Source organism: Nocardia sp. NPDC046763 (genome assembly GCF_040645495.1).
Taxonomy (GTDB): Bacteria; Actinomycetota; Actinomycetes; order Mycobacteriales; family Mycobacteriaceae; genus Nocardia.
Genome location: NZ_JBEYYI010000027.1, coordinates 76,635 through 90,755, shown reverse-complemented (window position 1 = coordinate 90,755; position 14,121 = coordinate 76,635). Strand labels below are relative to the sequence as shown.

Sequence of the window (14,121 nt, the reverse complement as noted above, 5' to 3'; positions counted from 1 at the left end):
GAGCGGGGTTGACGTCGAGAGGGGTCAAGAATGCGGGCCGGGATGCTTACCGTGGCGGAGCTGGTGGCGCGGGTCGAGGCGGGGACGCTGGACACGGTGCTGGTGGCGATGACCGACATGCAGGGGCGATTACAGGGAAAGCGTTGTTCGGCACGGTATTTCGTGGAGGAGGTACTGGATCAGGCGACGGAGGCGTGTAACTATCTGCTGGCCGTCGACGTGGAGATGACCACGGTCGAGGGCTACGAGATGTCCTCCTGGGACACCGGCTACGGCGATTTCGTGCTGCGCCCTGATCTGAGCACGCTGCGGCTGGTGCCGTGGTGGCCGGGCACCGCGCTGGTGCTCTGCGACGTCGAGCAGGTGGACCCGCACGGCCGGCCCGGGCAGCCCGTGGCCGCCTCACCCCGGCAGGTGCTGCGCGCCCAGCTGGATCGCCTGGCCGAGCGCGGCCTGTCCGCCTATGTCGGCACCGAACTCGAATTCCTCGTCTTCGACGACACCTACGAGTCCGCCTTCCGCAGCGGCTACCGCGATCTCACCCCCGCCAACCAGTACAACGTCGACTACTCGATGCTCGGCACCGCCCGGATCGAACCGCTGCTGCGCCGTATCCGCACCGACATGTCCGGCGCGGGAATGTATGTCGAGTCCGCCAAGGGCGAATGCAATCCCGGCCAGCACGAGATCGCCTTCCGCTACGACGAGGCGCTGATCACCTGCGACAACCACACCATCTACAAGACCGGCGCCAAGGAGATCGCCGCCCAGGAGGGCCGCAGCATCACCTTCATGGCGAAATACAATGAGCGGGAAGGCAATTCCTGCCACATCCACCTGAGCCTGCGCAACGGCGCGGGCGAGCCGGTCTTCGCCGACGGCGACGACCCCTCGGCCCTGATGCGCCACTTCATCGCGGGCCAGCTGGACTGCCTGCGCGAACTCACCTATCTGCTGGCCCCGAACATCAACTCCTACAAACGATTCCAGGCCGGCAGCTTCGCACCCACCGCCCTGGCCTGGGGTCGCGACAATCGCACCTGCGCCCTGCGCGTCGTCGGCCATGGCCCCTCGCTGCGCCTGGAGAACCGCATCCCGGGCGGCGATGTGAACCCGTATCTGGCGGTCGCCGCGGCAATCGCCGCCGGTCTGCACGGCATCGAACACCAGCTCCCACTGGAGCCGGAGTTCCACGGCAACGCCTACCGTTCGCACCGGCCGCGCGTCCCGCACACCCTGCGCGAGGCCGCGCAGCTGTTCGGCGACAGCAAGATCGCCCAGAAAGCGTTCGGTCCGGAGGTGGTGCGGCACTACCGCAATGCCGCGCAGGTCGAGCTGGACGCCTACGACGCGGCGGTGACCGATTGGGAGCGGATCCGTGGCTTCGAACGACTCTGACTCCGGCCGCCGGCCCGTCATCGGCCTGCCCACGTATTCCGAACGCACCCGTTTCGGCCACTGGGACGTCGACGCCGCGGTGCTGGCCCGCACCTACATCGACCTGACCGAGCGCGCGGGCGGTATCCCGGTCCTGTTGCCGCCCATCGGAACTCCGCGCCCCGAGCTCGTCGAGCGCCTCGACGGCCTGGTGCTCACCGGCGGCGCGGACCTCGACCCCGCCCGCTACGGCGCGCCACCGCATCCCGCCACCCGCGGACTGCGCCTCGACCGCGACGAGTCCGAGTTCGGGCTGTTCGCGCTCGCCCGCGCGGCGGAACTGCCGGTCCTGGCCGTCTGCCGCGGACTGCAATTGGTGAACGTAGCCCTGGGCGGCACCCTGCTGCAACACGTCCCGGATGCCGTGGGGCACACCGACCACTCGCGCTCCCCCGGCGTCTTCACGGTCAACACCGTCACCACTGTTCCCGGCAGCCGCCTCGCCGACATCGTCGGCTCCGAGGCGAAGGCGCACTGCCACCACCATCAGGCCATCGGCACGCTCGCCCCCGGCCTCACCGCCACCGGGCACACGGCGGACGGCGTCATCGAGGCCGCGGAGACCCGCGACGGCCCGTTCCTGCTGGGCGTGCAATGGCATCCCGAGGAGAATCCGACCGACCTCCGCCTCATGCGGGCCCTGGTCGACCACGCGGCACAGTACGGAAAGGAGCGCACCCCGTGACAACCACCGACATCGTCAATCCCGCCACCGAGCAGGTGCTGGCCACCATCGCCGCGGCCGATACGGCCGCCACCGACGCCGCCATCGAACGCGCGCACCGGGCGACGGCGGGCTGGCGCGCCGTCGCCCCCGGCGATCGGGCGCGGCTGCTGCGCCGCTTCGCCGAGGCGGTGGATGCCGAGATCGAGCAGCTGGCCCGGCTCGAGGTCAGCAATGCCGGCCACACCATCGGCAATGCCCGCTGGGAGGCCGGCAATGTCCGCGACGTCCTGCACTACAGCGCGGGTATGCCGGAACGCCTGCTGGGCAATCAGATTCCGGTCCCGGGCGGGGTGGACATCACCTTCTGCGAGCCGCTGGGCGTGGTCGGCATCATCGTGCCCTGGAACTTCCCCATGCCCATCGCGGCCTGGGGCTTCGGTCCCGCGCTGGCCGCGGGGAACACCGTGGTGCTCAAACCGGCCGAGCTCACCCCGCTCACCGCCATCCGGCTCGGTGAGCTCGCCGTGGAGGCCGGCCTGCCCGAGGACGTCTTCCAGGTGATCCCGGGTCGCGGCGCGGTGGTCGGGGCCCGTTTCGTCACCCATCCGGCCGTGCGCAAGGTGGTGTTCACCGGTTCCACCGAGGTGGGCAGGCAGATCATGGCCGGCTGCGCCGAGCAGGTGAAGCGGGTGACCCTCGAATTGGGCGGCAAGAGCGCCAATATCGTGTTCGCCGACTCGGACCTCGAGCGCGCCGCCGCCACCGCCCCCTACGGCGTCTTCGACAATGCCGGTCAGGACTGCTGCGCCCGCTCCCGAATCCTGGTGCAGCGCAGCGTCTTCGACCGCTTCCTGGAACTGCTCGAACCGGCGGTCCAGGGCGTGCGGGTGGGCGATCCGTCCGACGAGTCGACCGAGATGGGGCCCCTCATCTCCGCCGCCCACCGCGACCGCGTCGCCGGATTCCTCGAACCGTCGACCAAGGTGGCGTTCACCGGCGCCCGCCCCGACGGCCCCGGATACTGGTTCGCCCCCACCGTCGTCCTCCCGTCGAGCCCCCAGGACCGGGTGCTCACCGAGGAAGTGTTCGGCCCGGTGGTGGCGGTGCTGCCCTTCGAGGACGAGCCCGACGCCCTGCGCCTCGCCAACGCCACCGACTACGGCCTGTCCGGCTCCATCTGGACCAGCGATGTCGGGCGGGCGCTGCGGGTGGCCCGCGGGGTCGAGGCCGGGAATCTGTCGGTGAATTCCCATTCCTCCGTGCGCTATTGGACGCCGTTCGGCGGATTCAAGCAGTCCGGTCTGGGCCGCGAACTCGGCCCCGACGCCGCGCGCGCCTTCACCGAGACCAAGAACGTCTTCCTCGCCACCGAGTAACCAGCCCCTCATCGAAGGAGATACGTTGCAGCGCTTACAGGATCGAGTCGCGGTCGTCACCGGCGGCGGCAGCGGTATCGGGCTGGCCACCGTCCGACGCTTCGCCCAGGAGGGCGCCAAGGTCGTGGTCGCCGATATCGACGCCACCGGCGGCGAGGCCGCCGCGGCCGAGGCCGGCGGGCTCTACGTGAAGGTCGACGTCACCGACGAGGAGCAGGTGCGGGCCATGTTCCAGGCCGCCGTCGACACCTACGGCGGCCTCGACATCGCCTTCAACAACGCGGGCATCTCACCGCCGGAGGACGATTCGATCCTCACCACCGGCATCGACGCCTGGAAGCGGGTGCAGGAGGTCAATCTGACCTCGGTGTATCTGTGCAGCAAGTACGCCATCGAGCACATGCTCGAACGCGGCCGGGGCTCGGTCATCAATACCGCGTCCTTCGTGGCCGTCATGGGCGCGGCCACCTCCCAGATCTCCTACACCGCCTCCAAGGGCGGCGTGCTGGCCATGAGCCGGGAGCTGGGAGTCCAGTTCGCGCGCCAGGGCATTCGCGTGAACGCGCTGTGCCCCGGACCGGTCAATACTCCCCTGCTGCAGGAGCTGTTCGCCAAGGATCCCGAACGCGCCGCCCGCCGCCTGGTGCATATCCCCGTCGGCCGGTTCGCCGAGCCGGAGGAGATCGCCGCCGCCGTGGCCTTCCTCGCCAGCGACGATTCCTCCTTCATCACCGCCTCGCAGTTCCTGGTCGACGGCGGTATCTCGGGCGCGTACGTGACGCCCCTGTAGCGCAACGATTTTCGGGCGCTGCGGGTCAGGCGCCGACGGGGGCCTGGTCGGCCGCCGGCGGCTCCTCCACGGTTCGTTTGGGTCCGGTGAACCAGCGCCGGGCCGAGACGAGCCACCAGACGGCGATCGCGCCCACCACCCCGACCAGGGTGAGGGGCGCGTAATTCACCGCGTTCCAGGTGAATCCGTCCACCCACGGATACCCGTGGTCGTCGGTCGGCAGGATGAACAGCACGCTGATGATCACGATCCAGATCAGCGCGATGATCCCGATCGGCCGATACCAGCGCCCCAGCTGCCAGGGCCCGGCCTGGAATCGGTTGCCGCGCAACAGCCGCAGCAGCACCGGAATCCCGTAGGCGATGTACAGGCCGATGGTGGCCACCGAGGTGGCGGCGGCGTACGCGGTCGGGGCATTGGCGGCGGGCACCAGCATCGACGGAATCAGCAGAATGAACGCGAACACCGAGACGAAGAAGACCGCGTTCACCGGCACCCGGCGGGCCGACAGCTTCGCCCACAGCTTGGATCCCGGCACCGCGCCGTCGCGCGCGAAAGCGAACAGCATGCGGGAGGCCGCGGTGACCGAGGCATAGCCGCAGAACAACTGCGCGACGGCGGCGATGATCAGCAGCAGCCCCGACCAGAACGAATTCAGTGAATTCTGCAGGATGTAGATGACCGGATAACCGCTGTTCTTGGCCGGATCCAGCGCATCGTCGAGATTCGGGATCGCGAACGTCACCGCCATGATGAGCAGATACCCCGCGACCGCCGACACCACAATGGTGTTGATGATCCCCTTGGCCGCCATGCGCGAGGCGTCGTGCGTCTCCTCCGACATGTGCGCCGAGGCGTCGTACCCGGTGAACGTGTACTGCGCGTGCAGCAACCCGAGCAGGAAGCTGAACGCCACCCCGCCGAACCCGATCGCGCTGTTGTCCACGGTCTTGGTGAACACGAAGCCGATGCTCTGGTGGTGGCGCGCGCCGAATCCCAGCACCACCACGAAGATGGCCACACCGCCCACATGCCACCAGGCCGACACATTGTTGATGACCGCCGACAGGTGCGGGCCGATGATGTTCAGCACCGCGTGCAGCACCAGAATCCCGGAGAACACCGCGAAGATGGCATTGCGGTCGGTCCCGATATCCCATCCGATCACATTCAGCACCACGGTGGTGAAGATGGCGGCGCCGTAATCGATGGCCGCGGTCACCGCGATCTGCCCGATCAGGTTGAACCATCCGGTGAACCAGCCCCACACCGGCCCGCCCAGCTCCGACGCCCACCAGTACAGTCCACCGGACGTCGGATAGGCCGAGGCCAATTCGGCCATGGCCAGCCCGACGAACAACACCATGACCGAGACCAGCGGCCAGCCCCACGCCATGGTGATCGGCCCGCCATTGGACAGGCCGATCCCATAACTCGCCAGGCCGCCGGTGAGAATCGAGACAATGGTGAAACTGATGGCGAAATTGGAGAATCCGGACCAGGATCGCGCCAATTCCTGCTTGTAACCGAGTTCGGCGAGCCGCCGTTCATCATCGGATCGAGGCTGGGTTGCGGTCATGCTAGCTCCCGAGTGAAAACGCCGCCCTCACACGGCATTTGCCAGGAGCCCAGTGTGCGGTAATCCGGTGTCGAGCCGCAGGCCAACGGGCAAATTAGTCGCCCGGTCCGGAAACCGCGAGGGGCTCGCGGTGCAGGACCAGCTTGGTGGTGTGCGCCGCGTACGCCGCGGGCGCGTCTTCCCAGGCGGCGGTCATCGTGGTCACGACTTCGGCCGGAAAATTGTGGCGGGCAACGAAATCCAGTACATCGGGCAGAATTGGCCGGACATTCGAGACGCCGATCTTGACCGTCGCGTCGGTGGCGTACATGTGCATGAGCGGGACCTTTGTACCCACCGGCAGGTAGTAGCCGACCGGCTGGCAGAACCCACCCGGCCCGAGCGAGCGCAGCGCGAGATCGACTCCCGCTGCCGTGGACGTGCCCTCCACGGCGATGTCGTAGTCGCGGCGCGGGACATCTGCGCGGCGTAGCTTCCGTCCTGCCGTGGGATGGGCTCGGGCGCCGAGCTTTTCGGCGATGGCCAGCCGCTCGGGCCGGTGATCCACGTAGTCGACGACCTCCGCGCCGTGCGCGACCGCCAGGCCCGCCGCGTAGAGACCGATGCTCTGCGCGGCCCCGCCGAGGATCAGCGCCTTGCCGCCGGGCCGTTCCCGCAGCGCCGGGACCACGCACCGCCACGCGTCCGAGAGGTTGTCACTGGCGGCGGCGACGCGCAGCGGATCCACACCCGCCGGCACCGGAACCAGCATGTGGTCGGCGAAGGGAATGCGCAGCAGATCCGCGACCATGCCGCCCCACGGGCCGCTGGCCGCCCCGAAACCGAAGGCCGCCAAGGTCGAGGCGCGGGTCGTCGAACACTTCGCGGTCAGGCCCAGCCGGCATTCCCGGCAGTCGCCGCAGGACACCGCCCACGGCACCACTACCACGTCACCTGGCCGCAGGGTCGTGACGTCCGAGCCGACTTCGAAGACCTCGGCGACGCATTCGTGCCCGATCGCGAAGGGCCCCTGGAACGGAACCGGCCCGCAGATGCTCCGCACCACCGGATCGATCAGCCCGGCGCGCAGACCCAGCTGCATGGCCCGCGAGACGTGCCGGTGGATCGGCATGGTGTCGCCGTCGCAGCGCCCCGCGACGAACGGCCGCACCAGCGCGTCCCGGGCGTCCCGCAGCACCGGCGTGGGACGCTCCCGCCACTCCAGCCGCCCGGTCCGGACGAACTGCAGCTCACGCATCCGACCGCTGCCCCTGGGCGAGAGCGGCCAGTTCCTTGAACTTCACGACCGAACCGGCCGCGCCCCAGGTGCCTTCGGACTGCTCGTGGATCAGCACCCACACCCGCAGCGCCTCGCTCTGGCCCAGGCCCGCGGCGGCGAGCACCTTTTCGGTGACCTCGGCGATGAGCCCGGTCTTGCGGCGATCGGACAGCGCGCCGGCGGGGACGGTCACGTCGACCCGGAAGCGCGGCAGATCGTCTTCGAGCGCCCCGAATCCGCCGTCGGCGACCTCCTCGATGCGGCACCACGCCTGTGCGCGAAAGAACGCGGTGTCGGGTGCGCCCTCCCACTTCAGCAGGGTCTGCGGCAGCGCTTTCGACAGCTCGCCCCGCGCGTCCCCGGTCAGCACCCCGGCGGGCAGGGACAACTGAATCATCGGCATCTACGTGCTCCTTCGCTTCCAGCCGACTGTCTATAACAGTCGTTATAATCGAGGGACGGTACTCTATGACGGTTGTTATAGACAAGGAGGAGTCGATGGCGGGGACGGCGAGCGAGACCGCGGATTCACGCGGCAAACTCGTGGCCGGGGCGGCCGACATGATCAGGCGGCGCGGCCTGAACGCGACCAGCGTGCGCGAACTCGCCAAATACGCTCGCGCGCCACTGGGTTCGACGTATCACTACTTTCCCGGCGGCAAGACCCAGCTCGCGACCGAGGCGGTCACCTTCGCCGGGGATCTCGCGGCGACGCTGCTCGCCCGCGAACTTGACCGGGGGCCGATCGAGGGGCTGCGGGCCTTCCTGCAGATGTGGCGGAAGGTCGTGGTGGACACCGGCTTCCGCGCCGGGTGCCCGGTGCTGGCGGTCGCCGTGGAGGACCTGCCCGAGGCCGAGGGCGCACCCCGCGAGGCCGCCGCCGCGGCCTTCGGCCGTTGGACCGAGCTGCTGACCGACTCGATGTGCGCCCACGGGGCCGAACGCGCCGAGGCCGAGCGCATGGCCACCCTGATCGTCGCCGCCGTCGAGGGCAGCGTGGCCATGTGCCGCGCACAGCAGAGCGCGGAGCCCTTGGATCGCATTGCCGCACAGCTGGAACCGCTTGTGCGGTCGACGATTACGCGCGACCGGACCTGAGGTCCCGGCTCCCGCCCGAAGCGCGCCGATCCGGGACAGCGAAAGCCGCGCGGTGGATCAGACCGCGCGCAGTCCCGCCGCGGTGACCGATACCAGGCGCCCCACCGCTGCCTCCGACGTCGCGTCGGCCGCGGCCGACAGGGCGTGCAGGCAATAGGCGGCCAGTTCGCCGGGCGGGACATCGGCGCGCAGTTCGCCGGTGGCGGCGCCTTCTTCGATCAGCTGCCGGAGCAGATCGCGCAGCTGGTTCAGGGCGGCGACGATGTGCTCGTCGGGATGCAGGAACTTCACCAATTCCCGGTCGTGACTGCCGGTTTGGCGGGTGATGTGGGCATAGGCGGTGAGAACGGCGTCGAGCCGGCCACCGGCACTGCCCTCGCCGTCGCGGACCTTGACCAGCTCGCCCAGGTGGGCCTCGATCTGTCGGGCGTGCCAGGTGCGCAGAATGGTCTCGACATCCGGGAAGTACTTGTAGAGCGTGGCCCGTCCGATGCCAGCGCGAGTGGCGATCTGCGACATGGTCACCCCGCGCAGTCCCTGCTCGAAGGCCAGGGCCGCGGTGGCGTCGAGGATCGCGTCCCGCACCTCGCGGCGATGGGCGTCGATCGTCTCGTTCCACAGCTTCGGCACGCCTCAACCATACAGACTGACCGCCCTGTAGACACTGACTCTTGACCATAGACACAGTGTCTCGATAAATTCGAAGCATCAGGTCGCAGCCGACCCTCCCGACAGGAGAATTCCGTGTTCCCACCCATCGACGACCCCCACCCCGAATACCACGACCCCAACGCACCCGACACCCTCTACGCGACGAAGCCGCCGTGGGACATCGACCGTCCCCAGCCCGCCTTCGCCACTCTCGCCGAGGCGGGCGCCCTGCACGGCCGGGTCCTCGACCTCGGTTGCGGCACCGGCGAACACGCGCTGCTCGCCGCCGGCCTGGGTCTCGACGCCACCGGGATCGACCAGTCCGGGCACGCGCTCGAACTGGCCCGGCGCAAGGCGGCGGAACGCGGACTGCACGCGCGGTTCGTGTGCCACAGCGCCCTGGACCTGGCCGGCCTCGGCGAGACCTTCGACACCGTGCTGGACTGCGGCCTGTTCCACCTGTTCGACGGCGCGGACCGCATCGCCCTGGTCGACGGCCTGGCCACGATCATTCCGCCGGGCGGACGGTACTTTGTGCTCGGTTTCAGCGATCGCCAGCCCGGCACCTGGGGTCCGCATCGCCTGAGCCGCACCGATATCGAGTCCGCCTTCACCGACGGCTGGCGACTCGATTCCCTCGAACCGGCCACCCTCGACATCCTTCCCAGCCCGACTCCGGTGGCAGCCTGGCTCGCCGCCCTCACCCGGCAGTGATTCCCATGCCCGCACTCGAATCCCGCGTCCCGACCGACCGACCGGCCCGCTACCTGCGTCAGTTCCGCACCCACGCCGAGGCCATGGCCTCCCCGCGCGGCCACCGCGTCCACGCCGGCAATCCCCAGGCCGCCGGCGAGTTCCACCTGCGCGTCGAAGGCACCGATAGCCGCACCACAGCCCATTTCGACCCCTGGGGCCGCTGCACTCTCACCGCCGAACCCGAGACACTCGTGGTGCGAATCGACGCGACGGATGCAGCGGCCCTGCGCCGCATCCGCGACATCCTCACCCGCGACCTCACCCGCTTCGGCGGCGGTTCCCTCACCGTTCACTGGCGGGATCCGGACTGACCGGCGTTCAGGCCAATCCGGCGCGCAGCACGAGAATCGCTATCTGCGTGCGGTTTTCGAGCCCGGCTTGGCGATGACGCGGCTGATGTGCACCTTGACCGTGGACTCGCTCATGTGCAGGGTGCGGGCGATCTCGGCATTGCCCGCACCGGTGGCGACTACCCGGGCGACCTCGCGTTCCCGATCGGTGAGCTGGGAAAGCTGGGCGAGCTGGGCGAGCGCGTCCGGTTGCTGCGCGCCCGGACCCTGCGTGAAGGCGGTGAGCATGCGTTTGGTGATGGCCGGCGCGAGGATGGCGTCACCGGCCGCGACCACCTCGACGGCGCGGGCGAGTTCGCGGGGCGGAGTGTCCTCGAGCAGGAAGCCCGCCGCGCCGGATTCCAGTGCGGCGTAGACGTATTCGTCCAGTCCGAAGGTGGTTAGGACGACCACCGCCGGCGGTGTGGGGAGGCCGCGGACCCGGCGGGTCACCCCGAGGCCGTCCACGTGCGGCATGCGGATATCGGTGACCACCACATCCGGGCGGTGCCGGCGCAGATGCCCGATGGCGCTGCGCTTGGGATGCACCGCGCGGGCATCGAGCACGACCGGCCGGACATCGAAGGCACCGAAGGATTTGCCGGTGGCCCAGCCGAATTGACCGGCGATCTGGCCGAAAATTGTGTCAGCCCCCTCGACAGAACTCCTGTCTTTGCGCCGTAAAGTGATACGTTTTCCCTATGGCCGGTTCGGCCGATAACTCTTATTGCGCATCAGGGAGATGCCGTGTCCAGAGCTGTGAAAGCGACCGCCGCATGGGTTTGCGGGGGGATTCTCGGAATTGTTGCCGGTTTGTTCGGCGCGGGCGGCGCGTACGCCGACGACTCGAGCGGGCCCGTCCAGGTCGGCGACACCGTGTATTTCAGCCTGGGCGAGTGGAACTGCTCGATCGGCGCGGCCGGTGCAGTGGGGTGTGATCTGACGGTTCCGGCCGCCACCATGAATGTGCTCTATGCCGGGGCGCAGGTGCCGTTCTCGAATGTGCCGGCCATTGCCATCGATTCGGCCGCGTTGCCGGCGCATCCGGAGTGGAATTCCAACGGCAGCCACACCCTCGCGGGCGGAAATCCGGGTCTGGCCCCCATCGCGCAGGTGAGCGGGCACGATCCGCAGTTCTCGATTACGCGTGCCGGCGCGACCTGTCAGATCACCTTCAATGGCGCGGCCGTGTGCACGTCGATGGGGCACGGGTTCAGCCAAAAGGGACCAGTGCCTTTCGGCTACTGATCCCCTTCGAATCACTTGATTTACCGGTACCAGACGCCGGAATCCCAGTCGCCGTAGTCCCAGACATTGAAATCGTAACGACCGTGCGCTCCCCCGAAGAGGTAACCCCACCAGCCGGCCGAAGTGTCGCAGATCTGGTCGTCGTGGTTGCACACCGTCAGAACCGGGAAGCCGCCGAACCAGTCGTCGACGCCGGCCAGCGGATAGCCGACGATCCCGCTGCCGGGAGTCGAGGACAGTCCGCCCCAACCCGGGCCGGGGGCCCGCTTGGGATCCGACAGCAGAATGGCATTGGCATTGTCGACGTCCTGGTGTGCGGTGACCCAGGCGTGCACGATGCCGGCGCCCTCACTGTGCCCGATCAACCGGATGTGGTCGCCCGGGCATTCGTTGCGATGCTGCCAGAACAGTCGGTCCAGTTCGTTCAACCCCGACATCGGGTCGGCGGAGTTGTATCCGACTGGCTGATCGACGTACGGAGCGAAGATGGACGAGGTGTTGTCGCCGAGTCCGCCGATGCCGATCGCCCAATCACCGGTGCAGACATCGGCATTGGCCTTCGGAGCCGTCAGGTGTGTAATGGAAAAAAGGATGGCCAACAGTAATGCGGCGAAGAGCGCCGTTGCTCTACGCATGATCGTAACTTTCTCTATTTGTGTAACCTCCGGGGCGAGCCCGGCTTGCGCATGATGTACCCAGAAATTGCTGGAGTTCTTGTTTTCTGGCGAAACAGTTACACACGCACTGTTTTTGTTGGCCGTATCGCGATGTCAGCGAGCCGCGCGCACACGACCCGGCGAGCTTGCCGGGCATTGACGCGGGGACGTTCCGCCATCAGTTGCACAGCGCGCGGGCAGGCTCCGGCCGAATCCGGTATGCCGGAGCGAAACTCCCGTAATCGAGGATGCGCTGCTCGAAGGCGGCGGCACCGCCGGCTCAGTTGCGCAGGCGGACCAGGGCGATGGGGCACTCACTGCCGTGCAGCAGTGCGTGACCGGTCGAGCCGAGCGCCATACCGGGATAGCCACGGGTGCCGTGGCTCCCGACCACCAGCAGTTGCGCACCAGCCGCGGCATCGAGCAGAACGCGGGCGGGATGCCCTTCCTGCACAACAGATTTCACCTCGACGCCCGGGTAGTTGCGGATATTGCGATCGAGCATGCGGGTGAGCAGCTGGACCGCGTCGTCATAGGAGTGGGTGTCGCTGTCCCCGGCCAGCTTCCACGCCTGGACCGCGATCAGCGGCACGCCGCGCCGGGAAGCCTCGTCGAAGGCGATCTCGAGTGCGCGGACGCTGTGCGGCGACCCGTCCACGCCGGTCACCACGGGCCGGTCCGACAGCCCGTCCGTCTCACCGGGCACCACCACCACGGGCCCCTGCGCGTGCCGCGCCACACCGGTGCTGACCGACCCGAGCAGGCTGCGATGGTAGGCGCTCATCCCGCGCACGCCGACCACCACGTAGTAAGCGGTCGCGGCGAGCTCCGCGAGCACCATGACGGCCGGGATGTCGACGAGGAAGGTGCGGATATCGCGAATCTCGCGGTCCCCGGCGGCTTGCCGCGCGGTCTCGGCGGCGGTGTCGAGGGCGGCCTGGGCGGTATAGCGCAGCCGATCGTGCAGCAGCCGGACCGGGCTCTCGTCCAGGGGCGATTCGGCGACCGCGGGCACCGCGAACACCAGGTGCAGGGGCGCGTCGCGCAGAGCCGCGTCCACGGCGGCCCAGCGCACGGCGTGCAGGGCGGACTCGGAGGCGTCGACACCGACCACGATCGGCCGGTCGAGACTGCTGGCAGGCACCGCGTTCGGCCTCCTTCCGGGTGGAAAGAACCTTCAGCGGGCGATACTACGAGCCGACCAGCCGGTCTCGGGGCCGACTCGCCGTGGGCAGTCCGACGATGAACAGGTTCCACCCGCCCGAGCACCGACCCCGGGTCGCCGAACGTTCCGTCACCCGTATCCCGCCCCGGAAACACTCCACCCGCCCGGACGGACCTCGATCAGTGTTTATCGCGGGACGGACTCACTCGCCGCCCACAGGCGCGGCGACGGCCGCGGCGGCGGGAAGGTTTCGGCGCGAACGATATTCGCCCCGCCAGCGCAGGAACCCGAGCGCCACGAGCAGGAAGAACAGACCGTAGACCGCGCCCGAGGCGTACAGGCCGGATTTCATCGCGAGCGGCACACCGACCAGATCGACGAGCATCCAGATGATCCAGAAGTCGGTCAGGGCCCGGCTCTGCGCGAAGGTCGCGATGGCGCTGCCGACGAAGACGTAGGCATTGGCCCACGGGGACCAGGCGATGTGCAGCCAGCCGAGGTGGGCGAACGCCTCGGCCACCGCGACCGTGCCCACCACCAGCAGGGCCAGCAGCGTCAGGCGTTCGCGGCGGGTGGCCGGCCGGACCATCAGGTCCCGGTGCTCGGAGGTGCCGCGCCGCCAGGCCAGCCAGCCATAGCCCGCGAGCCCGATGAACAACAGCTGCTTGAGCGCATTGCCGGGCACATGGGCGTGCACCGACGCCACCAGCAGCAGGACCGCACCGGCCAACTGCACGGGCCACGTCCAGATGGTCTTCCGCATGGCCAGCCACACCACTGCGAGGGACAACAGATTGCCGATGGCATCGGTCCAGAGAATGTGTTCACCGAACAGGTCGAATCCGGCGTTCACCGGGCCTCCTCCGCTGCGTGCCGAGCACAGCTGCCGGATCCGGGTCCCGGGGCGTGCGTGCTGTCGTCGTGCGGAACCACCGTGCCACAGCCCGATATTCCCGCCACCGCCCCTTCCTCGATCAGCGGAGGTATGGGCCGCGTCCAGGCAGTCCGAGCGACCAGATCGATCGCAGACCGGACATTCGACGGCGTGAATTGCAGCCAGATGATGGATCCGTAGTGGATTCCGGCTGACTTCGCGCGGCGGAATGACCTT

Annotated in this window: 16 protein-coding genes; 8 read left to right on the top strand and 8 right to left on the bottom strand. The window is 68.6% G+C overall.

What is annotated here, in order from left to right; all coding sequences use genetic code 11:
* Positions 1-42 precede the first annotated feature (42 nt).
* Genes ABZ909_RS33560 through ABZ909_RS33545 form a run of 4 tightly spaced genes read left to right on the top strand, consistent with a single transcriptional unit; the run spans position 43 to position 4,270 of the window.
* Entirely contained in the window at positions 43-1,398 is a 1,356-nt protein-coding gene (locus tag ABZ909_RS33560; RefSeq protein WP_357007835.1) for a glutamine synthetase family protein, read from the top strand.
* Entirely contained in the window at positions 1,379-2,122 is a 744-nt protein-coding gene (locus tag ABZ909_RS33555; protein ID WP_357007832.1) for a gamma-glutamyl-gamma-aminobutyrate hydrolase family protein, read from the top strand. The genes ABZ909_RS33560 and ABZ909_RS33555 overlap by 20 nt, the downstream gene beginning before the upstream one ends.
* Positions 2,119-3,480, top strand: coding sequence for an aldehyde dehydrogenase family protein (locus ABZ909_RS33550; protein ID WP_357007830.1), 1,362 nt, complete (start codon positions 2,119-2,121; stop codon positions 3,478-3,480). Before ABZ909_RS33555 ends, ABZ909_RS33550 begins: the two co-directional genes overlap by 4 nt.
* Positions 3,481-3,505: 25 nt before the next feature.
* A complete protein-coding gene (locus tag ABZ909_RS33545) occupies positions 3,506-4,270 on the top strand; it encodes a 3-oxoacyl-ACP reductase (RefSeq protein ID WP_357007827.1) in 765 nt (254 codons plus the stop codon).
* A gap of 25 nt (positions 4,271-4,295) precedes the next feature.
* On the opposite strand, the gene ABZ909_RS33540 is transcribed toward ABZ909_RS33545, so the two are convergent.
* The 3 genes from ABZ909_RS33540 to ABZ909_RS33530 all read right to left on the bottom strand — a co-directional run bounded on the left by ABZ909_RS33540 (position 4,296) and on the right by ABZ909_RS33530 (position 7,510).
* Positions 4,296-5,849 carry an amino acid permease gene (locus ABZ909_RS33540; RefSeq protein ID WP_357007824.1) on the bottom strand — a complete coding sequence of 518 codons (1,554 nt, stop codon included), beginning with the start codon at positions 5,847-5,849 and terminating at the stop codon, positions 4,296-4,298.
* A gap of 94 nt (positions 5,850-5,943) precedes the next feature.
* Complete coding sequence (locus ABZ909_RS33535) at positions 5,944-7,086, bottom strand: alcohol dehydrogenase catalytic domain-containing protein (protein WP_357007821.1); 1,143 nt, start codon at positions 7,084-7,086, stop codon at positions 5,944-5,946.
* Positions 7,079-7,510, bottom strand: a complete 432-nt coding sequence (locus ABZ909_RS33530; protein ID WP_357007818.1) for a tautomerase family protein — start codon at positions 7,508-7,510, stop codon at positions 7,079-7,081. Before ABZ909_RS33530 ends, ABZ909_RS33535 begins: the two co-directional genes overlap by 8 nt.
* A 65-nt stretch (positions 7,511-7,575) precedes the next feature.
* On the opposite strand from ABZ909_RS33530, the gene ABZ909_RS33525 reads away from it, so the two are divergent.
* A complete protein-coding gene (locus ABZ909_RS33525; RefSeq protein ID WP_357007815.1) occupies positions 7,576-8,205 on the top strand; it encodes a helix-turn-helix domain-containing protein in 630 nt (209 codons plus the stop codon).
* 57 nt (positions 8,206-8,262) lie between these two features.
* On the opposite strand, the gene ABZ909_RS33520 is transcribed toward ABZ909_RS33525, so the two are convergent.
* Positions 8,263-8,835, bottom strand: a complete 573-nt coding sequence (locus ABZ909_RS33520) for a TetR/AcrR family transcriptional regulator (RefSeq protein WP_357007812.1) — start codon at positions 8,833-8,835, stop codon at positions 8,263-8,265.
* Between the two features lie 114 nt (positions 8,836-8,949).
* On the opposite strand from ABZ909_RS33520, the gene ABZ909_RS33515 reads away from it, so the two are divergent.
* Positions 8,950-9,570, top strand: coding sequence for a class I SAM-dependent methyltransferase (locus ABZ909_RS33515; RefSeq protein WP_357007810.1), 621 nt, complete (start codon positions 8,950-8,952; stop codon positions 9,568-9,570).
* A 5-nt stretch (positions 9,571-9,575) separates the two neighbouring features.
* Positions 9,576-9,923 (top strand): DUF2218 domain-containing protein, encoded by a 348-nt coding sequence (locus tag ABZ909_RS33510; protein ID WP_357007807.1) that lies wholly within the window; start codon positions 9,576-9,578, stop codon positions 9,921-9,923.
* 39 nt (positions 9,924-9,962) lie between these two features.
* Here ABZ909_RS33510 and ABZ909_RS33505 read toward each other — a convergent pair whose 3' ends face one another.
* Entirely contained in the window at positions 9,963-10,508 is a 546-nt protein-coding gene (locus tag ABZ909_RS33505) for a response regulator transcription factor (protein WP_357007805.1), read from the bottom strand.
* Between the two features lie 180 nt (positions 10,509-10,688).
* Between ABZ909_RS33505 and ABZ909_RS33500 the strand changes: the two genes are divergently transcribed.
* Positions 10,689-11,189 (top strand): hypothetical protein, encoded by a 501-nt coding sequence (locus ABZ909_RS33500; RefSeq protein WP_357007802.1) that lies wholly within the window; start codon positions 10,689-10,691, stop codon positions 11,187-11,189.
* A gap of 20 nt (positions 11,190-11,209) precedes the next feature.
* Here the strand turns inward: ABZ909_RS33500 and ABZ909_RS33495 are convergent, their stop codons facing one another.
* The 3 genes from ABZ909_RS33495 to pnuC all read right to left on the bottom strand — a co-directional run bounded on the left by ABZ909_RS33495 (position 11,210) and on the right by pnuC (position 13,863).
* Entirely contained in the window at positions 11,210-11,824 is a 615-nt protein-coding gene (locus ABZ909_RS33495; RefSeq protein ID WP_357007800.1) for a cutinase family protein, read from the bottom strand.
* A 301-nt stretch (positions 11,825-12,125) separates the two neighbouring features.
* Positions 12,126-12,989, bottom strand: coding sequence for a universal stress protein (locus tag ABZ909_RS33490; RefSeq protein WP_357007797.1), 864 nt, complete (start codon positions 12,987-12,989; stop codon positions 12,126-12,128).
* A gap of 223 nt (positions 12,990-13,212) precedes the next feature.
* Positions 13,213-13,863, bottom strand: coding sequence for a nicotinamide riboside transporter PnuC (pnuC, locus tag ABZ909_RS33485; protein ID WP_357007794.1), 651 nt, complete (start codon positions 13,861-13,863; stop codon positions 13,213-13,215).
* Between the last annotated feature and the right edge of the window lie 258 nt (positions 13,864-14,121).